Source organism: Lelliottia sp. F153 (assembly GCF_002870005.1).
In the GTDB taxonomy this organism is placed as follows: domain Bacteria; phylum Pseudomonadota; class Gammaproteobacteria; order Enterobacterales; family Enterobacteriaceae; genus Enterobacter; species Enterobacter nimipressuralis.
On record NZ_PKFT01000007.1, the window covers coordinates 1 to 21,205 of the forward strand.

General features: G+C 57.3%; 15 protein-coding genes and 1 rRNA gene. 13 read left to right on the forward strand and 3 right to left on the reverse strand.

The window, feature by feature from the left end; translation table 11 throughout:
* The 10 genes from rrf to F153LOC_RS15490 form a co-directional block, all read left to right on the forward strand.
* Positions 1 to 102 (forward strand): 5S ribosomal RNA (rrf, locus tag F153LOC_RS15445); the annotation flags it as partial.
* Between the two features lie 146 nt (positions 103 to 248).
* A complete protein-coding gene (gene murB, locus F153LOC_RS15450; protein WP_102105260.1) occupies positions 249 to 1,277 on the forward strand; it encodes a UDP-N-acetylmuramate dehydrogenase in 1,029 nt (342 codons plus the stop codon).
* Entirely contained in the window at positions 1,274 to 2,236 is a 963-nt protein-coding gene (gene birA / locus F153LOC_RS15455; RefSeq protein ID WP_102105261.1) for a bifunctional biotin--[acetyl-CoA-carboxylase] ligase/biotin operon repressor BirA, read from the forward strand. Before murB ends, birA begins: the two co-directional genes overlap by 4 nt.
* Before the next feature lie 530 nt (positions 2,237 to 2,766).
* Positions 2,767 to 3,264 carry a cellulose biosynthesis protein BcsO gene (bcsO, locus tag F153LOC_RS15460; RefSeq protein ID WP_102105262.1) on the forward strand — a complete coding sequence of 166 codons (498 nt, stop codon included), beginning with the start codon at positions 2,767 to 2,769 and terminating at the stop codon, positions 3,262 to 3,264.
* Positions 3,255 to 4,058: a cellulose biosynthesis protein BcsQ gene (gene bcsQ / locus F153LOC_RS15465; RefSeq protein ID WP_102105263.1), complete on the forward strand. Its 804-nt coding sequence runs from the start codon at positions 3,255 to 3,257 to the stop codon at positions 4,056 to 4,058. The genes bcsO and bcsQ (F153LOC_RS15465) overlap by 10 nt, the downstream gene beginning before the upstream one ends.
* Positions 4,059 to 4,076: 18 nt before the next feature.
* Positions 4,077 to 6,176 (forward strand): UDP-forming cellulose synthase catalytic subunit, encoded by a 2,100-nt coding sequence (bcsA, locus tag F153LOC_RS15470; protein WP_102105264.1) that lies wholly within the window; start codon positions 4,077 to 4,079, stop codon positions 6,174 to 6,176.
* The gene (bcsB, locus tag F153LOC_RS15475) at positions 6,173 to 8,455 is read left to right on the forward strand and encodes a cellulose biosynthesis cyclic di-GMP-binding regulatory protein BcsB (RefSeq protein WP_102105265.1); all 2,283 of its coding nucleotides are present in this window, start codon (positions 6,173 to 6,175) and stop codon (positions 8,453 to 8,455) included. The genes bcsA (F153LOC_RS15470) and bcsB overlap by 4 nt, the downstream gene beginning before the upstream one ends.
* On the forward strand, positions 8,452 to 12,477 hold the full coding sequence (locus F153LOC_RS15480; protein WP_102105266.1) for a cellulose biosynthesis protein BcsC: 4,026 nt from the start codon (positions 8,452 to 8,454) through the stop codon (positions 12,475 to 12,477). The genes bcsB and F153LOC_RS15480 overlap by 4 nt, the downstream gene beginning before the upstream one ends.
* The gene (gene bcsD / locus F153LOC_RS15485; RefSeq protein WP_102105267.1) at positions 12,477 to 12,956 is read left to right on the forward strand and encodes a cellulose biosynthesis protein BcsD; all 480 of its coding nucleotides are present in this window, start codon (positions 12,477 to 12,479) and stop codon (positions 12,954 to 12,956) included. Before F153LOC_RS15480 ends, bcsD begins: the two co-directional genes overlap by 1 nt.
* A gap of 7 nt (positions 12,957 to 12,963) precedes the next feature.
* The gene (locus tag F153LOC_RS15490; RefSeq protein ID WP_102105268.1) at positions 12,964 to 13,956 is read left to right on the forward strand and encodes a glycosyl hydrolase family 8; all 993 of its coding nucleotides are present in this window, start codon (positions 12,964 to 12,966) and stop codon (positions 13,954 to 13,956) included.
* Positions 13,957 to 14,023: 67 nt separating this feature from the next.
* Here F153LOC_RS15490 and bcsG read toward each other — a convergent pair whose 3' ends face one another.
* The 3 genes from bcsG to bcsE are packed head-to-tail and all read right to left on the reverse strand — an operon-like array spanning position 14,024 to position 17,449.
* Positions 14,024 to 15,703, reverse strand: a complete 1,680-nt coding sequence (gene bcsG / locus F153LOC_RS15495) for a cellulose biosynthesis protein BcsG (RefSeq protein WP_102105269.1) — start codon at positions 15,701 to 15,703, stop codon at positions 14,024 to 14,026.
* On the reverse strand, positions 15,696 to 15,890 hold the full coding sequence (bcsF, locus tag F153LOC_RS15500) for a cellulose biosynthesis protein BcsF (RefSeq protein WP_100778486.1): 195 nt from the start codon (positions 15,888 to 15,890) through the stop codon (positions 15,696 to 15,698). Before bcsF ends, bcsG begins: the two co-directional genes overlap by 8 nt.
* Positions 15,887 to 17,449 (reverse strand): cellulose biosynthesis c-di-GMP-binding protein BcsE, encoded by a 1,563-nt coding sequence (bcsE, locus tag F153LOC_RS15505; RefSeq protein ID WP_102105270.1) that lies wholly within the window; start codon positions 17,447 to 17,449, stop codon positions 15,887 to 15,889. Before bcsE ends, bcsF begins: the two co-directional genes overlap by 4 nt.
* A gap of 178 nt (positions 17,450 to 17,627) precedes the next feature.
* Here bcsE and bcsR point away from each other — a divergent pair, with 178 nt between their 5' ends.
* From bcsR to bcsA (F153LOC_RS15520), 3 genes are read left to right on the forward strand one after another with little or no spacing between them, the layout of a single operon-like run.
* A complete protein-coding gene (bcsR, locus tag F153LOC_RS15510; RefSeq protein ID WP_100778488.1) occupies positions 17,628 to 17,816 on the forward strand; it encodes a cellulose biosynthesis protein BcsR in 189 nt (62 codons plus the stop codon).
* Between the two features lie 11 nt (positions 17,817 to 17,827).
* Positions 17,828 to 18,580: a cellulose biosynthesis protein BcsQ gene (gene bcsQ, locus F153LOC_RS15515; protein ID WP_100778489.1), complete on the forward strand. Its 753-nt coding sequence runs from the start codon at positions 17,828 to 17,830 to the stop codon at positions 18,578 to 18,580.
* Positions 18,577 to 21,195, forward strand: coding sequence for a UDP-forming cellulose synthase catalytic subunit (gene bcsA / locus F153LOC_RS15520; protein ID WP_100778490.1), 2,619 nt, complete (start codon positions 18,577 to 18,579; stop codon positions 21,193 to 21,195). The genes bcsQ (F153LOC_RS15515) and bcsA (F153LOC_RS15520) overlap by 4 nt, the downstream gene beginning before the upstream one ends.
* Positions 21,196 to 21,205 lie beyond the last annotated feature (10 nt).

Here is a 21,205-nt window from a genome sequence, read left to right on the forward strand (position 1 = left end):
CGCGGTGGTCCCACCTGACCCCATGCCGAACTCAGAAGTGAAACGCCGTAGCGCCGATGGTAGTGTGGGGTCTCCCCATGTGAGAGTAGGGAACTGCCAGGCATCAATTAAGTGAAGAGGCCATCCGCAAGGATGGCCTTTTTGCGTTTTTGTCGTACATCAGATCCCCTTTACTACGCGTCAAACTAATCCCCCATCCCCCCACATATACGGTAAACTATCCCTGATTTTGCATCAGGATAGCATCTATGAACCACTCCCTTAAGCCCTGGAATACCTTTGGCATTCAACGTAATGCTAACAATATCGTGCGTGCAGAGAACGCTCAGCAACTGCTCGATGCGTGGAAAACCGCCACTGAAAATCACCAGCCTGTCCTGATTCTTGGTGAGGGAAGTAACGTTCTCTTTCTTGATGATTTCGCCGGTACGGTTATTGTTAACCGCATTTCAGGCATCGATGTCACCGAGACAGACGACAGCTGGTATTTGCACGTTGGGGCAGGTGAAAACTGGCACAATCTGGTGCAATTCACCCTGGAACACGGAATGGCTGGCCTGGAAAACCTGGCGCTTATTCCCGGCTGTGCAGGATCATCCCCCATTCAAAATATCGGTGCCTACGGCATTGAGTTAAAACACGTTTGTGAGTATGTCGATTGCATTGAGCTGGCGACGGGCAAAGCCAGCCGGTTGACCACTGAACAGTGCCGTTTTGGCTACCGCGACAGCATCTTCAAGCATGAGTATCAGGATCGTTATGTCATTGTTTCTGTAGGGCTACGCCTGGCAAAACAGTGGCAGCCAGTACTAACGTACGGTGATTTAACGCGCCTTGATCCGCAGACCGTAACGCCTCGCGAAGTGTTCGACGCCGTCTGCCACATGCGCATGACAAAACTGCCCGATCCAAAGGTGAATGGAAACGCCGGCAGTTTCTTCAAAAACCCGGTGATCAGCAGCGAAACCGCGCAAACGCTGCTCGCCCAATGGCCAAACGCGCCACATTATCCGCAGGCTGATGGCAGTGTAAAACTGGCTGCAGGCTGGCTTATCGATCAATGTCAGTTAAAAGGTGCGGTTGAAGGGGGGGCAGCGGTGCATCGCCAGCAAGCCCTGGTGTTAATCAATGAAAATAATGCGACCAGTGAAGATGTTGTGCGTCTGGCGCACCACGTTCGCCAGTGCGTAGGCGATAAATTCAACGTTTGGCTTGAGCCAGAAGTTCGCTTTATCGGTCGTACAGGTGAAGTGAACGCCGTGGAGACGATTGCGTGAAAGATAACACCGTACCCTTAACGCTGATTAGCATCCTGTCTGATGGGGAATTTCACTCTGGCGAGCAGCTGGGTGAACATCTCGGGATGAGTCGTGCCGCCATTAACAAACATATTCAGACCCTTCGCGACTGGGGTGTGGACGTTTTCACTGTTCCGGGAAAAGGGTACAGCCTGCCCGAACCTATCCAGTTACTGGATGAATCAGTGATTTGCCGCCAGCTTGATCAGGGTAAAGTGACGGTCTTGCCGGTTATCGATTCCACGAATCAGTATCTGCTCGACCGTATCAGCACCCTCAACTCCGGCGACTGCTGCGTCGCGGAATATCAGCAGGCCGGTCGTGGTCGTCGTGGCCGCAAATGGTTCTCACCCTTTGGTGCCAACCTTTATTTATCGATGTTCTGGCGCCTTGAGCAAGGCCCGGCGGCGGCAATTGGCTTAAGTCTGGTGATCGGCATTGTGATGGCCGAAGTGTTACATGACCTCGGCGCCGATAAAGTCCGCGTAAAATGGCCGAACGATCTCTATCTGAACGATCGTAAACTTGCAGGCATATTAGTGGAACTGACAGGCAAAACCGGCGATGCGGCGCAAATCGTGATCGGCGCAGGTCTCAATATGGTCATGCGACAAGTCCAGGCAGATATCGTTAACCAGGGCTGGATTACGCTGCAGGAAGCGGGTATCACGATGGACCGTAACACGCTCGCCGTTCGTCTGATTAAAGAGCTGCGTGAGGCGTTGACGCTCTTTGAGCAGGACGGACTTGCACCTTTCCTCTCCCGCTGGGAGAAACTGGATAACTTTATTCATCGTCCCGTAAAACTGATCATTGGCGACAAAGAAATCTTCGGGATTTCACGCGGTATTAACGCCCAGGGCGCACTCCTGCTGGAACAGGATGGCATTCTGAAGCCGTGGGTGGGCGGAGAAATCTCCCTCAGAAGCGCGGAATAATCAAAGGGAGCCACTGGCTCCCTTTTTTAATCTCCATTTATCTCGCCCTACCTAAACGGGTAGGTTTCAAAGATCAGTAATGAGAAGAAGGGGTTAGTGATTTTCTCAAAATAATAACGACATAAAAGTATTTCTAAATATTTCACAGGGTAACGTTTTATTAAAATGACATTCATCCTGGTTGGTTTTTAATTCTTAGTATTTTCAAGTTAGCAATTTATCACGCTGCTTTTATTGTTATTTTCCCTCCTAAATCGCCACAGTTTTGGTTAGTTTAAACCAAAAACACTTCGATATTTTTATGTGTTAAAAACAGTTAGCATGTGTCGAGTCGATGTTTAAGCTTATGCCGTAAATAAGCAAATCGGTAATAAACCCATAATTTAAACATGCCAAAAATAAGCGTTCGGTTTAAACCGAAACGTGAATGTACGCCTGCGCCTGAATAAAACACGTCTGTTGATCGTGAATGGCCACTGTAGTCAAAACGTGGTGTGTACATTATTTATTTGTAAATCATGAGTATAACTATGAATCATTATGATGATTTGCAGCGATTTAAGGATAAAACGCGCAATCAAGCGCTCGATTTCAAAGACTTTTCAGGGCAAAACCAGGTGAGCGAGCAAGGGAGTTGGGCCATTCTCAACCAGCTTCAGCCACAGGCTGAAAACGATACTTTCGCGCACGGGGGGCATGTGTCTCTAGCCGCGCCGCAGCCTGTCAGTGCAGAGACCTTCACTCAGGCTGAGGCAACGCCATTACCCGATGTTGCTGCTGTCGATATCATTCCATCCAATGCCTCGTCGATTTTTCAGGGCGTTGCTGAGCAACTTGCTACTCCGGCAGAAAGCCTCCCGATGCCCACACCTGTGCCGGTTCGCATCGCGACACCGGCACCCGTCCATGCCCCGACAGAGGTGAATTTTTCACGTCTGTTTGCGCCTGCCGCAAGTGCGCCAAAACCCGCGGCTGAAAAGAATCAGCCGCTCAATTCCCTGCTGGAAAGGATCGCCACATGCCGTTAGTTTGCGTTTGCTCGCCGAAGGGCGGCGTGGGGAAAACGACCATGACCGCAAACCTGGCTTATGCGCTGGCGCGCTCGGGCAGCAAAGTATTAGCGCTGGATTTTGATGTGCAAAACGCGCTGCGTCTGCACTTCGGCGTGCCGCTTGCCGACAGCCGAGGTTACGTTGCCAAAGCCGCGGAATCCTCAGACTGGAGCCAGTTTGTCCTCACGGCGGGCGGAAACCTGTTCGTGCTGCCGTACGGCGATGCCAGCGAAGATCAGCGCATGGCGTTTGAAGAGCGACTCAAGAACGATGAGCACTTCCTCACGCGTGGGCTGAGTACGCTGCTCAACTATCCGGGCTTGATTATTGTTGCTGACTTTCCTCCTGGCCCGTCACCGGCGCTAAAAGCGATGTCGCGCCTGGCCGATCTGCATCTGATCACGCTGCTGGCAGACACCGCTTCACTCTCACTGCTGCCGCAAATTGATAATCAGCGCCTGACGGGCGGGGTGCTCAACCACAAAGCCGGACACTATTTCGTCCTCAACCAAAGTGACAACCGCCGTCAGATCAGCCGCGATGTCACGGCCTTCGTGGAGAATAAACTCGGCGACAAGCTGCTGGGTGTGGTTCACCGCGATGAAAGCGTCGGGGAAGCCAACGCCTCTCAACAGTCCATATTCGACTTTAGCCCGGCGTCAGCCGCCGCCTTCGACATTGAGCTTATTGCCAAAAAAGTCGCAGGCATTCTTGGCGTAAAAGTGGGCGACGGCACTGTCCATACCCTTCCGCGTAAGTCAGGGTTTTAAATCCACCCAGGACGACCTATGAAAAAGTTTCTTTATATTTTGCTGACGTTAGCAATGCTTCCCGTCGCGCTGCTGATCGTCATCACGCCAATGGACAGCCAGAAACAATATATCTTTGGCTTTATTAGCATTGGCCTGCTGTTTTTAATGGGCTTCAGTAAAAGACGCAGTATCTCCGTGATTATGGTGGTGATGTCATTATTGATGTCGACCCGCTATATGTATTTTCGCCTGACGCAAACCCTGCATTTTAATTCCGAGATTGAAACCATTCTCGGGATGGGACTTTTTCTGGCAGAGGTCTACGTCTGGGTCCTGCTCCTGCTGAATTATCTGCAAACCATCTGGCCGCTCAAGCGCGAGATCGTGCCGCTGCCGGATGACATGTCGCTCTGGCCGACGGTCGACGTCTACATCCCCACCTATAACGAATCGCTGGACGTGGTGCGCGATACGGTCCTTGCCGCGCAATGTATCGACTACCCGCGCGACAAAATGAAGATTTACCTGCTTGATGACGGCAAGCGTCGCGAGTTTGCCGTCTTTGCGGCAGATGTCGGCGTGGGATACATCACGCGCAATGACAATTCCCATGCGAAAGCGGGCAACCTCAACCACGCGATGAAACTCACCCAGGGCGAGCTGATCACCGTTTTTGACTGCGACCACGTCGCCACGCGCATTTTCCTGCAGGCCACCGTGGGCGGGTTCCTGAAAGATCCGAAGCTGGCGCTGGTGCAGACGCCGCACTACTTCTACTCACCCGATCCGTTCGAGCGTAACCTCTCCGTCGGGCGCAATATCCCGAACGAAGGGACGCTGTTCTACGGCCCGATTCAGCAGGGCAACGACAACTGGAACGCTACTTTCTTCTGCGGTTCGTGTGCCGTGATTCGTCGCAGCGCGCTGGAGGAGATCGGCGGCTTTGCGGTCGAAACGGTCACGGAAGATGCCCACACCGCGCTGAAAATGCAGCGTCTCGGCTGGAAATCCGCGTTTCTCGATATTCCACTGGCAGCAGGCCTGGCAACCGAACGTCTGGTGCTGCACGTCATTCAGCGTACGCGCTGGGCGCGCGGGATGACGCAGATTTTCCGTCTGGACAACCCGCTCTTTGGCCGCGGGCTGACCATCCAGCAGCGTCTGTGCTACCTCAGCGCCATGCTTTACTACCAGTTTGCCCTGCCGCGCATTGCCTTCCTGACCGCGCCGCTGGCCTATCTGCTGTTTAACCTCAACATCATCCACTCCTCGGCGGGGCTGGTCTTTGCCTACGCGCTGCCGCATCTGTTCCTGGCGATTTACCTGAACTCGCGCATGAACGGTCGCTATCGCTACAGCTTCTGGGGCGAAATCTATGACCTGGTGCTGGCGTTCCATCTGGTACTGCCCACCGTGGTCACCATGGTTTTCCCGAAGCGCGGCAAGTTCAACGTAACGGACAAAGGGGCACTGCTTAACGTCGGTTATTTCGATTTCCGCGTCGTGCGCCCGCACCTGGTGATTGCGATCCTGCTGGGCATTGGCGTCATCGCCGGTATCGTCCGCGCCTGCGCTCACGACTACTACGGCGTTGATCCGAGCGTGATCGCCCTGAACGTCGGCTGGGGGCTCTACAGCCTGATCTTCCTGCTGGCGGCGATTGCCGTCGCCCGGGAAACGCGCCAGACGCGCAAAACCATCCGCATCGAGGTCAAAATCCCGGTGCTGATCCACTATGCCAGCGGTATCTCCTCCCGCAGCCAGACCGCCGACCTGTCGATGGGCGGCTGTCGCGTAGAGCTGCCGGACGATCGCCATCTGGCAGATGACATCGAAGAGGTCGAGCTGCTGCTGCAATCAGGTGCAATCAGCATTCCCGTCAACGTTGTCGCGACGGACGAACACTTTATCCGCCTGATGTTCGAAGATATTCCTCTGGCGCGCCGCCGTGAGCTGGTGCGCGTGGTCCTCGCGCGTGCAGATGCGTGGATCCAGCCACCGAAACCGCAGGACAACCCATTCCGTTCGCTGTTCACCATTGTGCGCTGCGTGTTTGATCTCTTCTGGCTGACGTGGAAAACGCGTCGGGAAAACCGGCGTGCGCAAGCGCAGGTGCAGGAGGACGGCAACGCATGAAACAGCTGACAAAACTCACCTTGCTTGCGGCATCACTGTTTGCGTTGCCGCTCCACAGTGAAGAGACCACCGTCGCCTCGCTGCTACCGGTCGAGATGCCTGCGCCAACGGCGGCTGCGCTGCCGACTTTTGTCCCTTCGACGGTGAACAGCATCAGCGTGGCGCAGATGGGCCAGCCGCAGGGGCTGGTCTTGAGCGGCGGCCAGCTTCAGGGGGGAATGAACTTCACCCTGCCGGTCGATCAGGTGATCACGAATGCCCAGCTCTCGCTGAACCTGAAAGTCTCGCCAGCGATGGCGACACGTAACGCCACCCTGCAACTGATGCTCAACGGACAGCCGCTGGGTACCGTGCCTCTGGGCGCGGCGGACAGCGATATCTCCCGCTTCCAGCTGGATATTCCGGCGGCGCTGCTGGTCTCCAGCAATAACCTGAGCCTGCAGATCAATGACGGCGACGCGATGCAGTGCCAGCGCGATCTGTCGGATAAATATCGCGTCACCATCCTGCCGGATTCCCGCTTCGAGCTGGAAGGGCAGCAGCTGGATATCGGCTCGGACCTGAGCCATTTCCCGCGCCCGTTCTTCGACAGTATGCAGATGACGCCTGCGGCCATCGCTTTTGCCTTCGCTCCCACGCTCAGCAGCGATGCTCTCAGTGCAGCGGCGCTTATCTCCTCCTGGCTGGGGATTCAGGCCGATTATCGCGGCGTCTCTTTCGCGGCGTTGCACGACACCCTGCCGGAGAAAAACGGCATTCTGATTGGCCATCCGGGTGACAAAATCGGCGGCCTGACGCTGCCGCAATCCACCGAGCCGATGCTGCAGGTGATCGATAACCCGGCGAACCCGGTGTACAAACTGCTGCTGGTCGTCGGGAACGACGACGCGGCGCTGCGCACGGCGGCATGGCGACTGACGCGCGGCAACTTTGCCCTGCAAACCGCCAGCATTTCGATCCCCGCGCAGACGATCCCGACGAGCAAGCCTTACGATGCGCCGCGCTGGATCCCAACGGATCGTCCGGTGAAGCTCTCGGAGCTGATCCGCAAGGATCAAAGCCTGACCGTCACCGGGATCTGGCATGCGCCGTTGCGGGTGGCTTTCCGCGCCGCGCCGGACCTTTTCCTCTGGGACGGGGAAACCATTCCGCTGCACATCGGCTACCGTTTCCCGACGGAGAGCTGGATTGACGAAAACCGGTCCTGGCTCAGCATGACCCTGAACGACACCTTCCTGCACAATCTGCCGGTGAACAAACAGGGCGCGCTGGAAACCTTATGGCACAAAGTGGGCGGCGACGCGCGGCAGGAGAAGTTTGATATGCCGCTTGAGCCGTACATGATTTACGGCGACAACCAGCTCTCGCTCTATTTCAACATCACGGCGAAAGAGAACGCGCCGTGCAGCGTGCTGCTGAACAACAACATCAAGAGCCGCATCGATGAAGACTCGTGGATCGATCTGAGCCACACGCGTCACTTCTCGCTCCTGCCGAATCTTTCTTACTTTGTCGGCGCATCGTTCCCGTTCACGCGTCTGGCGGACTACTCCCAGACGGTGCTGCTGCTGCCTGAACAGCCAACGGAGACCCAAATCGCCACGCTGCTGGATATGGCGGCGCGTTCCGGTAACGCCACCGGCACCGCGCTGTACAACAACCGCGTGGTGCTCGGCGTGCCCACGGCAGGCGGCAATCTTGAGCTTCTGCGCACGCGTGATGTGCTAGCGGTCAGCGGTATGGCGCAGCACGACTTTAACCAGGCCCTGCTGAACGCATCGCCGTTTACCTTCCACGACAACACGCTGGGCGTGCGTACGCCGTCGACCTGGCAAAAACTGCAGCGCTGGCTGGCGGGCGACTGGACCTCCGACGGCGTCGAAGCAGACCGCTATTTCTCCTCCAACGAAGCGTGGCGCGGATTTGTCAGCTTCCGCTCGCCGTGGAGCAGCGACCGTCTGGTAGTGATGGCGCTGGGCAGCAACGACGACCAGCTCTCGCGCCTGCATGACGACTTAACCTCCGCGCGCATCAACGCCGGAATTCGTGGCGACGCGGCAATCATCACCAACGAAAACGGTGTGCGCAGTTTCCGCGTCGGCTCGCAGTTCCCGAGCGGTGAAATGCCTGCCCACATGATGATTGTCTGGTATGCCAACCAGCACTCGGCGCTGCTGGCGATCCTGGGTCTGATCATGAGTTCGCTGACCGGTCTGGGCTTGTACGCCTGGCTGAAAAAGCGTGCGCGTAAGCGCCTGAATCCGGAGAGCGGAAAGTGAAAAAAAACAGCTTACAATCGGTCCTCTGTCTTTCCGGTGTGCTGGCCTTTGCCGGCACCGCGCAGGCGGCGCAAAACGAGGCGGCGCTGAAGGCGCTGTTTGACCAGGCCAACTACTGGCACGAAAAATCCCACGACGATCTGGCGAGCGAGTCGCTGAAAAAGGTGTTGATGGTCGATGCCAACAACACCCAGGCGCTCTACTTGATGGCCCTGTGGGCGCAGCAAAACGGTGATTTGCAGGCGGCGGCGCAGTGGCGCGCGCGGCTGGCAAACGTTTCGCCAAATGATTGCGGCCTGCAGGCGCTGGATAATGCCAAACAGCTGACTCAGGTTCCGCAGGGCACGCTGACGCTGGCTCGCCAGCAGGCGCGCAGCGGAAACATTCCGGCGGCGCTGGCAACCTGGAAAACGCTGTTCAACGGCGACACACCGCCCGCGAGCCTCGCGCCAGAGTATTACCAGACGATGGGCAGCGACAAATCCCTCTATCCAGAGGCTCTGGCTGAGCTGCAGCGTTTTGCGGCACAAAATCCGCAGGACAACGCCGCACGCGTGGCGCTGGGCAAAATGCTCACCTGGCAGGAGAGCACGCGCCGCGACGGGATCATTCAGCTGCAGCAGATGGCGAGCGGCAGCAAAGACGCGGATGCAGCCCTGCGTCAGGCCCTGCTGTGGTTAGGGCCAAAAGCAGGTGACGAGCAATTCTACGACACCTGGCTGCAACGCCATCCGCAGGACAGCGAAGTGCAGGCGTACTACCGCAAAAACGTGGGCGGCGCGGCGAAAGGCGAAGGCTTCACCGCGCTCAACAGCGGCAACACCGATGCCGCCAGACGTCAGTTTGAGCAGGTGCTGCAAACCAATCCGCAGGACGCCGACGCGCTCGCTGGGATGGGCTACATCGCGCAGCGCAGCGGTGACTATCAGGCTGCCGCGCAGTATCTCGGACGCGCAGCCAGCCAGGGCGGCGATGCCTCCAGCGAACGCCAGCAGCAGGCCGACGACGCCGCCTTTTACGGCCAGCTCGCTCAGGCGCAGCAGGCGCTGAAAGAGGGCAACGTCAGCCAGGCGCTGGCGCTTTCGGCTCCGCTGGTGCAGCAGAGCGGTGAGCGCGGCACGGCGGCTCGCCTGTTCCGCGCCGATGTGTTGCGTCACAACAAAGATTATCCGCAGGCCGAACAGACCCTGCGCGAGCTGTTGAACCAGCAGCCAAACAACGGTGCCGCGCGTGAAAATCTCTATTACGTCCTGAAAGAGCAGAACAAAACCGCCGAAGCCCAGGCGATGCTGCGCACGCTGCCCGCCAGTTTGCAGGCGAAACTTCAGCCGCGCGTGGTAACCGGTTTACCGGGCGATCCGATTCGTCGTCAGGCGCAGCAGGCGGCGGCAAGCGGGAACACTCAGCAGGCGATCGCGGTTCTACGCGAAGGGATTGCCCGTCTGCCGGACGATCCGTGGCTCCGCCTCGATCTGGCACGTTTGCTGCAAAAATCCGGTGCCGACGGCGAAGCCGCTTCGGTGATGCAGCCCGCGTTTCGTCAGGGAGCGGGGGCCAGTTCGCTGTATGCGGCGGCGCTGTTTGCCAGCGAAAACGGAGCGTGGCAGCAGTCGAAAACCATTCTGTCGCGCATCTCGCCTGCCAGCCAGACGCCGCAAATGCGCGAGCTGGCTCAGCGCGTGAACTACAACCTGCAAATGGCGACGGCAGAGCGTTACCTGGCGCAGGGCAATTCCGTCGCGGCGGCCAATACCCTGAAAACCCTCTCAACGCGGCCACCGGAAAACCCGGCCGATGCGGGGAAACTGGCGCGAATGCTGGCGCAAAGTGGCGATCTGACGGGCGCGGTGGCGGTGGTGCGCAGCAATATGCGTGAGGGTGTGCAGGGTAACGCGGGCGATTACGCCGATCAGGTGTCAGTGCTGAATCAGGCCGGGCTGAGCGGCGAAGCCCAGAGCTTCCTCGCGAATCCGGAACTGCTGGCGCGCAGCACGCCGACTCAGCTGGCGGGCGTGCGTAACGGGTATGTGATCAACGAAGCCGACCAGCTGCGCGAGCAGGGCAACTATGCGGCAGCGTATGACAAACTGATCCGCGCCCTGCAAAGCGATCCGCAAAATACCGACCTGATGTTTGCGATGGCGCGTCTGTATCAGACCGGCAAAATGAACAAAGAGGCGGGTGTGGTCTACGACTACCTGATGACGCGGGATACACCGGATCAGGATGCCCGCGCGGGCGCCATCGACGTGGCGCTGGCTGAAGACAACGTGGTGAAAGCGAAGCAGCTCGCCAACGGGCTGCAAAATAACAGCTCGCCGGAGCGCCTGGTGTTACTGGCGCGTCTGGAAGAAGCCCAGGGCAACCATCAGCAGGCGATGACCTATCTGCGCAGCGCGCGCGGCAAACTGCTGGGTCTGCAATCCACCAACAGCGCGGCGACGCCGACGATGGGCGGCTTGTTGCTGGCGGATAACCCGTTCGTGAGTACCAGCCGCACTGCTCAGGCGGTCGGCGCCACGCCCTCCAGTGATAACGGGCTGCCGTGGCAACTGGCGCAAACGGCACGCGAGCCAGGCTCGACGCTGCCGGGCACCACGCGTCCCGATCTGCCGCAGGAGACGGCCCAGAGCCGCACCTTGCGTCAGGTCGATGAGATGATGCAGCAGATGAACGAGCAGACCGGTATGTGGCTGCAGGGCGGGGTGGACGTGCGCGGACGCGATGGCGAATCGGGCACCAGCAAGCTGACGGAAGCCAAAGCACCGCTCACCTGGTCCAGCTCGCCGTTTGGTGAGTCTCGCTTCGAATTCACCGCGACGCCCATTACGCTCAGCGCGGGCAGTGCCAGCGGTGACGCGTGGCGCCGCTTCGGCTCTAATCCGCTGGCAAACGCCGCGTCGAACATGGTGGCAACGGCGACCAACGAGCAGAAAGCCATTGCAGCGATGAACGCCACGGAGCGCGCAACCTATCTTGCTGCGCACCCGGGGGCTGCATCGCTGGTGGGCTTAGGCGATCTGGACAGCAACGACTTTAACCTGACGAGTTCCGACGGCCAGCTGAATCTGGCGAAGCTCGGAGCCTACGACGGCGGCAAGGTCGGGGAATACCTTGAAGCCTCGAACCTGAAGGCCAACGTCAATCAGCCAGGGGATGTCTCTACGGATGCGCAAAAAGCGAATGGCGTGGAGCTGAACATGGCGCTGAGCGGGAAGGATTATCGTCTTGATGTCGGCAGCACGCCGCTGGGACAGGATCTGAGCACGCTGGTGGGCGGCGTGAAATGGTCGCCAAAACTGACCAATTACCTGTCGCTGATCATGACCGGAGAGCGCCGCGCGGTAACAGACAGCCTGTTATCTTACGTGGGGCTGGAAGACAAATATTCCGGCAAACGCTGGGGGCGCGTCACTAAAAACGGCGGCAGCCTGCAGCTGAGTTATGACGACGGCGATGCCGGTTTCTACGCGGGCGGCGGTGGTTACAGCTATCTCGGTGAAAACGTGGCGAGCAACACCAGCATCAATGCGAACGCCGGGGTCTATCTGCGTCCTTATCACGACGACTTCCGCGAAGTGAAAACCGGGCTAAGCATGAGCTGGATGGATTTCTCAAAAAATCTCAGCCAGTTTACCTTCGGCCAGGGCGGATACTTCAGCCCGCAGAACTACGTCAGCGTCTCGCTGCCGATCGACTACGCGCAAAAAATCGATAACTGGAAGCTGAAACTGGGCGGCTCGGTGGGCTACCAGTCTTACAGCCAGGACAGCAGCGACTACTTCCCGACTCACGACAGCTGGCAGCAACTGCTGGAAGGGGCCGTCGAGAGCGGCTTTGCGAAAGAAGCGACCTACAAAGGCACCTCTGAAAACGGCATTGGCTACACCGTCCGCGCCGGGGTCGATTACAACGTCAACAAAGACATGACCATCGGCGGCAAGGTCGGTTATGACACCTTTGGCAGCTATAACGAAAGTACGGCGGGACTCTATTTCCGCTACATGCTGGGAGATAAATAATGACAACGACGCTGGAAAACCCTGCGATCCTGAGCTGGTTTCGCGCGCAGCAAACGCCGGAAGGCTGGTTTGACCTACTGGCGCTGATCGTTGACGGCATGGTGCGTAACGTCGGTGAGCTGGAGAGCCAGCCGTTCCTGCATCAGATGGGGGTGGCGCTGGCCGAACAGTTTCCGTTGCCGCCGTCAGAAACGGTGGTCGAACTGGAAGCCAACATCAACGCCCAACTGGCGCGTTTTGGCTGGGGCTGCGTGGAGATCAACACCACCGACATCGACCTTACCCTGCGCCATCTGGCGCTGCCTGTAAGCCGCCGTGAGGACCAGCAAAGCCGCTGGTGTCACGCCTTCTGTGCAATACTGGAAGGGCTGTATGTCCGCTGGATGCAGGGTCAGGGCGGGAAAGCGCATGTGACGGTGAGTCGCGAGCGTCTTAATTCCCTTTCGGACGTGCAGTTCCGTTACCACAACCCACAGTGAGTAAATGATGAGAAAGCCTGCATGCGCCGCACTGGCGGTCGTGATGAGTCTCTGTTTTTCGCCGTTTTCTCAGGCCGGTCAGGCCTGGGAGAGCTATAAAGCGCGCTTTTTAATGCCGGATGGCCGCATTGTCGATACCGGAAACGGCAACGTTTCCCATACGGAAGGGCAAGGTTTCGCCATGCTGATGGCGGTGGCGAGCGACGACAAAGCGGCGTTTGATAAGCTTTGGCAGTGGACCGACAGGACTCTAAAAAATAAAGAGAACGGCCTGTTTTACTGGCGCTACAACCCCGTCGAGCCGGACCCGATCACCGACAAAAACGACGCCACCGATGGCGATACGATGATCGCCTGGGCGTTGTTAAAAGCCGACGCCCGCTGGCATGACAAAAGCTACAGCACCGCCTCGGATGCCATTACCAAAGCGCTGGTGGCCCACACGGTGATTCGCTACGCAGGCCAGCGCGTGATGTTGCCGGGCGCGCAGGGGTTTAACCTCAACAGCGAAGTGATCCTCAATCCGTCGTACTTTATCTTCCCCGCCTGGCAGGCGTTCGCTGACCGCAGCCATTTGCAGGTGTGGCGCGAGCTGATCAAAGACGGGCAAACGCTGCTCGGGAAAATGGGAAGCGGTAAGGCCAATCTGCCGACCGACTGGGTGTCTCTGGCCGCAGACGGCACGCTGACGCCCGCGAAAGCGTGGCCACCGCGCATGAGCTACGATGCGATCCGCATCCCGCTGTATGTGCACTGGTTTAATCCACAAAGCCCGCAGCTCACGCCGTGGCGCAGCTGGTTAGGTCAGTTCAGTCGCGAGCAAACCCCGGCCTGGGTCAATGTCACGACCAACGACTATGCGCCGTACATGATGGAAGGTGGCCTGCTGGCGGTAAGGGATTTAACGATGGGGCAGGCGATGAGTGAGCCGGAGATTACGGCGAAGGATGACTATTACTCGGCGAGCCTGAAGATGCTGGTGTGGGTGGCGGGACAGTAGAACGGATCTCCCCACCCCGGCGGCTCTCCTGTGTGGAGAGTCGTCAGGGTAGGGGAGTTACTGAACCTTACTGCGGGTATGGCACCCAATCACCACCGTTCAACCGTACATACGGCTTATTCTGGTACTGAATCACTACCGCATTCGCGTTCTCAGACACTTCCGCCGTCTGCGGCAGACCGCTGGTGAGCTGATTCCAGTTCACGCTGTCTTCCACAAACAACTTCCCGTCTACCGCACGCGCAACCAGCTCGGAAATTGCCAGATAGCTGCTCGGCTGGGTGATTTCGATTGGCGCACCCTGATGCGGTGCTTTCATGCCGAAGAACTTAATCCCGGCGGGCACGTTGGTGATGGACGGGCTTGGGATATCGCGCAAGCCTGAGACCTGCATTCTGTCGCCTTTCAGCGCGCCACCGTGCTCTGGCACCACAACCACCATCACCCGACGGCCTGATTTTTCCAGTTCGGTAAAGAACGCATCCAGCTCATCGAAGAACTTCTGCGCACGAACTTTGTAATCCGCCGTTTTGCTCACGCCAGGATAGTGGTTACCGTCGTGCAGCGGTAGGGTGTTGTAGAAGGTCGCGCTACGGGTGTTTTCCTCTTTCCCGACCGTTTGCAGCCAGCGTTGCAGCGTGGCGGTGTCGTCATACACCGGTGAACCGTCAAAGCCCAGCAGTGGCACCGGCAGACCGGTTTGGTCCATCAGCGGCGCATGCATCCCGCCGTTCTCGCGCACTTCTTTCAGGAAGCCGCCAAAGATACCGTTATGGCCGAGCATCAGGTGCTGGGTAAAGCCCAGTTTTTCGAGGTTATCGAACAGGTAGCACTGATTGCCCGCAGGCTGATACAGATTTTTATGCGACGGCTGACCGCAGCTGGCGCGCAGCAGACGAATCGCCGCCGGGCCGCTGTACGAGGTGGCCGAGTTAAAATCTTTGAACTGAATATCGAAATGCGACCACAGCGGGTGCGACGACAGACCTGCAGCCTCCACATCGGCCCAGGAGAGGGAACAGATGTTGATCACCAGCAGTTCAAACGGCTGCGCATCGGCAGGCAGTGACGCCGGGAATTTCGTCTGACGCTTGGCTTCCGCGTTATAGAAGCTGGACAGCCAGGCGTTAAGGTTGGTGGAGGTCGGTGGCGCGGTTTGCGCCGGGATATCCCCGATCACGGCCGTATCTCCGGCGGTGGCAACTGTCGGCGCGGCGCTGCCGCCCGTGGTAGTCACGGTTTCTGTTGGCTGACCGGCTGGCCACAGGGAGATGCTCGGGCCTGCCAGCGTCAGGACGTTCAGCCAGATCATAATCGCCACCACGAACACCGTGATGCGGATCCATTGGGAGAGGAACAGCCATGCAATCAGCATCACAAAAATGGCGCCAATCATCTGCCAGTTGATAAAACGTTCGGTCAGATCGAGAAGGTAATCGCTGCTAAAGCCCGCCACCTGCGAGCCCTGGCTCATGATGCTATCCGGGCCTGGAAGCCAGGTATCATGCCAGAACAGCCCGAAACCAATCGGTATCGCTACCCAGTGGCGCAGGCGGTGCAGCTTCAGGTTCGGAATGGGCATCAGCAAAAATGCCATAAACACCAGGTTAAGCAGCGGATGGAAATTCAAATAGCCCGCCCAGAGCAGGCCGAATTTCACCAGAAAATAGAAGTTCCAGCCGGACAGGCCGCGCCAGTATTGCCAAAGCGGCGAAGGTGCCGAAGCAGTATAGGTAGAATTAGTCATGTTTTCGGTTTGCCTTGACGTGTGAAGCCCGTTTCAGTGTTCCAGCTGGTTTTACATAGCGAGGTTTTGCAAACAGCAGTCTTACCGTATCGCGGGTACGGCGTAATGAATGGCGCGCATAGTAGCCAAGTGGGAAGAAGATGATCGCGCACAGGATCACGAGCTGAATAATGTCAGTGTTGTTCATGATGATGCTCTCTCCTCTGCATCACTCAGCAAACGCAGCGGCTCAGGGACGCGACGCCAAACGTGTCCGTCGTGGGTGGCGTTCAGCACCGGTTTGCTGTCGCTCGCGACCAGCAGCGGTTTGCCCCATTGTTCCGGCTGCAGCTGTTTCATCTGCACAATTTCGGCGCTGATCAAATTGTCCTCAAACCAGACCATGCGGTTGGAGAAGATATCTCCGGTTGGCAGCGGGAAAATGTGGTTAAGGGCGGTATCCAGGTCGTTGATGCGACAGAAGGATAAAAACAGCACCAGGCGGTTATCGCCGATGGTCATGATATCCCCGGTACGGTTCGGGCGGCACAACGTCAGCGCCTGCTCGATACGGATACCCGGAACCGGACGCAGCGCGACCATCACCCCTTTACCGTCTGCCGGCAGCAGCGTGTTGCTCATCATGTTGCTCACCGCGTCGCAGAACGTATCCCATTTCTGGTAGCCGCGCAGCTTCATCGGCTGGGTCATGGAGAGCAGCGTTGAGATCTCTTCCGGGACGTGGCGATTAAACTGCTGACCCTGGAGGCTTTCAATGAGCGTCAGGCAGCGAGAAAGCGGGGCGTTCCACGGGATCACCATGTTTGCGCCGCAGCCGAGCAGCAGGCGCTCGTCGGTGGCGCGCAGGCTGGTGTTGTTCTCACGGACCACGATTTTCAGTGCGCTGCCGCGCTGGCGGCGCAGGGTGTGGATCTGTCGGGCTATCGACTCAATCTGGTTATTCTGCGTCAGCGAAAAGACAATCGTCGCGGCCTGCGTGGTGCGGGCTTCATTAAACAGCGATTCGTTGGTTTCGAACAAAGACCAATATTCAGAGAGGGCAGGGGCGCCTTCTAATACAGCGATGTGGCTCAGAATGCGTTTTTCATCGTTTCGTGGCTGAACGACGGTTTCTTCCTGCTGGGCGACATGCCACTCGCCAGCAATATGCTTCAGCGTCAGCTGTTGTCGGGCGCTCACCCCTTTTTCATTGCACCAGAACGCAATATCGTAAAGATGGCTGTCGGCCTGATGGCGCGTACTGGCCAAACCAAACAGGGAACGATATTCACTCATTAAAAATGAGAACTGCTTATCATTATTACTACCAGGACTGATCACCAGCAGCGTGCAATTTTGATCGCGCACCCATTTATTGATTTTTTCCAGCCAGACTCGCAATTTTTCTGTGGGTATATTTTGCCAGGTATTGTTCGCGCATTTAAGCACCAGTAAATAATGATGAGGATCGATGCTGCATTGAATGTCGCGGGGCAAAAAGTATAGACCATCTTCCTGGTTTGGCATGGAAAACAGACGCACTTTATCCGGCCCCTGTTCATTACTCAGGCTGATGATATCTTTGGGGTCCTCGCCCATGGTCACCACAGCAACGTGGGCACTTTTCTCTTGCGCTGCAATTGTTTGATTCACAAGACTAATAGCGTCTTCATTGCGGTCCGTACTGATCCACCAGACTCCGCCGGCTGGCATGTGGCGCAATTCATCCCATAATGACTGGATACCAACTGAAAATATGGGGTTCACGGTGTCCCTCTTCGCGACTAATTTACCTGTATCTCAGTTTACTAGCGAAAGCTCAGAAATAAACCTAACATTGAAATTAAAGACCATCAGATTTAGCATATGAATGAATTTTCGCAGGCAGGAAGCCGTGCAACTACCTCTGTTGTTCGTTGAGAATTAATAAAGGAATGAAACTAAAATGCATAATAACGAACCAACAACGCCGGTTGATTCTGGCCTTGGGTACACATTCCAAAATGATTTTTTGGCGTTAAGCCAGGCTTTCTCATTGCCTGAAATAGACTACACCGATATTTCACAGCGAGAACAGCTGGCTGCGGCGATTAAACGCTGGCCATTATTAGCTGAATTTGCCCGTCAACAATAAGGGAGCCATTGATGGCCATACTTGGATTACAGGGCATTCGTGGCGGTGTTGGCACGACGTCAATAACAGCAGCGCTGGGATGGTCATTACAGATATTAGGCGAATCGGTACTGGTAATTGATGCCTGTCCCGATAATTTGCTGCGGATGTCTTTTAACGTTGACTTTGACACTTCTGATGGCTGGGCGCGGGCGTTGCTCGACGGTCGCGACTGGCGAGACACCGCACAACGTTACACGTCGCAGCTCGATATCCTGCCGTTCGGCCAGCTGACCGCCAGCGAAAAAGAGTCCATTTACACCCGCTATGGCACGCTGGGTTATTTTGCCGATGCATTGCAGCTGTTACAGGAAAAAAGCCACTACCAGTGGATTTTGCTCGATCTCCCAAGCGGCTTCTCACCGCTCACCCGCCAGTTAATCGAACACTGCGATCACACGCTGACGATTGTGAACGCGGATGCCAACTGCCATGTTCGCCTGCATCAGCAGGTGCTCCCGAACGGAGCGCATATTCTGATCAACGATTTACGTCTGAACAGCCAAATTCAGGACGATCTCTACCAGGTCTGGCTGCAAAGCCAGCGTCGTCTGCTGCCGATGGTCATTCATCGCGACGAAGCCATCGCCGAGTGCATGGCATCCAAACAGCCGCTCGGCGAATACCGTAGCGATTCTCTGGCGGCGGAAGAGATCCTCACTCTGGCGAACTGGTGCCTGTTGCACTATACCGGACGCCCGGAGCCTGCCGGGAGAGGCCTATGAGCCGGCTGTCCAACGCGCTCCTCATCCCGCCCGTTAGCGCGCGCTTAAGCGAGCGTTACCGGAATTATCGCCGTCACGGTGCGTCTGCCTTTAGCGCCGCGCTGGGCTGCTTCTGGGTGATTTTGGCCTGGATGTTCATCCCACTCGAACATCCGCGCTGGCAGCGTATTCGCGCGCGCCATCGCGAGCTTTACCCGCATCTTGATCCTGACCGCCCGCGCCCTCTCGATCCGGCGCGCTACGCGATTCAGGCGTTATGGCTTATCGTCAGTCAGGCGAAACGCGAAAAAACCGAACCGCGCTGGCGCACGTACAGTCGCTTTAAGAACGTGCGCGGGCGTTACCATCAGTGGCTGGAAACACTGCCTGAGCGCTTCAGCGACCAGACCAGCCATCTCGATTCGCATAAAGAGCTGGGGCATCTGCATCCCGGCTTGCGGCGTTTTATTCTCGGGGTGATCGTCGTTTTCTCGCTCATTCTGGCGCTGCTCTGTATCACTCAGCCGTTTAACCCGCTGGCGCAGTTTATCTTCCTGATTCTGCTGTGGGGCGTGGCCCTGCTGGTGCGGCGTATTCCAGGGCGCTTCTCGGCGCTGATGCTGATTGTGCTCTCCCTGACCGTCTCCTGCCGCTACATCTGGTGGCGCTATACCTCGACGCTGAACTGGGATGACCCGGTGAGCCTGACCTGCGGTTTGGTTCTGCTGTTCGCGGAAACTTACGCGTGGGTGGTGCTGGTGCTGGGGTATTTCCAGGTGGTCTGGCCGCTGAATCGCCAGCCGGTTCCGCTGCCGAAAGACACCGCCCAGTGGCCGACGGTGGATATTTTCGTTCCGACCTATAACGAAGATCTGAACGTGGTGAAAAACACCATTTACGCCTCTCTCGGTATCGACTGGCCGAAAGACAAGCTCACTATCTGGATTCTTGATGACGGCGGGCGCGAAGAGTTTCGCCAGTTCGCCGACAGCGTGGGGGTGAAATACATCGCCCGTACTACCCACGAGCACGCCAAAGCCGGGAACATCAACAACGCGCTAAAGTATGCCACGGGCGAATTTGTGTCGATTTTTGACTGCGACCACGTCCCGACGCGCTCGTTCCTGCAGATGACCATGGGCTGGTTCCTGAAAGAGAAACAGCTGGCGATGATGCAGACGCCGCACCACTTCTTCTCGCCGGACCCGTTCGAGCGCAACCTCGGGCGTTTTCGCAAAACGCCTAACGAAGGCACGCTGTTCTACGGGCTGGTGCAGGACGGGAACGACATGTGGGATGCCACCTTCTTCTGCGGCTCTTGTGCGGTGATTCGCCGTAAACCGCTGGATGAAATTGGCGGTATCGCCGTGGAAACCGTCACCGAAGATGCGCACACCTCTCTGCGCTTGCACCGTCGCGGCTACACCTCGGCGTACATGCGTATTCCGCAGGCGGCGGGGCTGGCGACGGAATCGTTATCCGCCCACATTGGCCAGCGTATTCGCTGGGCGCGCGGAATGGTGCAGATTTTCCGTCTCGATAACCCGCTGACGGGTAAAGGGCTGAAGCTCGCGCAGCGTCTCTGCTATGTCAACGCCATGTTCCACTTCCTGTCCGGTATCCCGCGGCTGATCTTCCTGACGGCACCGCTGGCCTTCCTGCTGCTGCACGCGTACATCATCTTTGCCCCGGCGCTGATGATTGCCCTGTTCGTTCTGCCGCACATGATCCACGCCAGCCTGACCAACTCGAAAATTCAGGGGAAATACCGCCATTCGTTCTGGAGTGAAATCTATGAAACGGTGCTGGCCTGGTACATCGCACCGCCCACGCTGGTGGCGCTGATTAACCCGCATAAAGGCAAATTCAACGTCACCGCGAAAGGCGGGCTGGTGGAAGAGGAGTACGTCGACTGGGTGATCTCCCGCCCGTACATTTTCCTCGTCCTGCTGAATATCTTCGGCGTGATGGTGGGGATCTGGCGCTACTTCTACGGCCCGGAAAACGAAGTGCTGACGGTCTTCGTCAGCCTCGCATGGGTCTTCTACAACCTGATCATTCTCGGCGGCGCGGTGGCGGTATCGGTGGAGAGCAAACAGGTTCGTCGCTCCCATCGCGTCGAAATCTCCATGCCTGCGGCGATTGCCCGTGAAGATGGCCATCTCTTCTCCTGTACCGTCCACGACTTCTCCGACGGGGGGTTAGGCATAAAGATTAACGGCCAGGCGAAAGTGCTCGAAGGGCAGAAGGTGAAATTGCTGCTCAAGCGCGGCCAGCAGGAGTACGTATTCCCGACGCAGGTTGTGCGTGTGTTGGGCAATGAAGTCGGGCTGCAGCTGATGCCGCTCACCAAGAAGCAACATATTGATTTTGTACAGTGTACCTTTGCCCGCGCGGATACGTGGGCACTCTGGCAGGATAGCTTCCCGGAAGATAAGCCGCTGGAAAGTCTGCTGGATATTCTGAAGTTGGGGTTCCGTGGTTATCGCCACCTTGCAGAATTCGCTCCGCCGTCAGTGAAAATAATTTTCCGTTCACTTACCTCGCTGGTTTCCTGGGTGGTGTCGTTTATCCCTCGTCGCCCTGAGCGGGATGAGGCGAAACAACAACCGGACCCGGTTATGGCTCAACAATGATGATAACGCG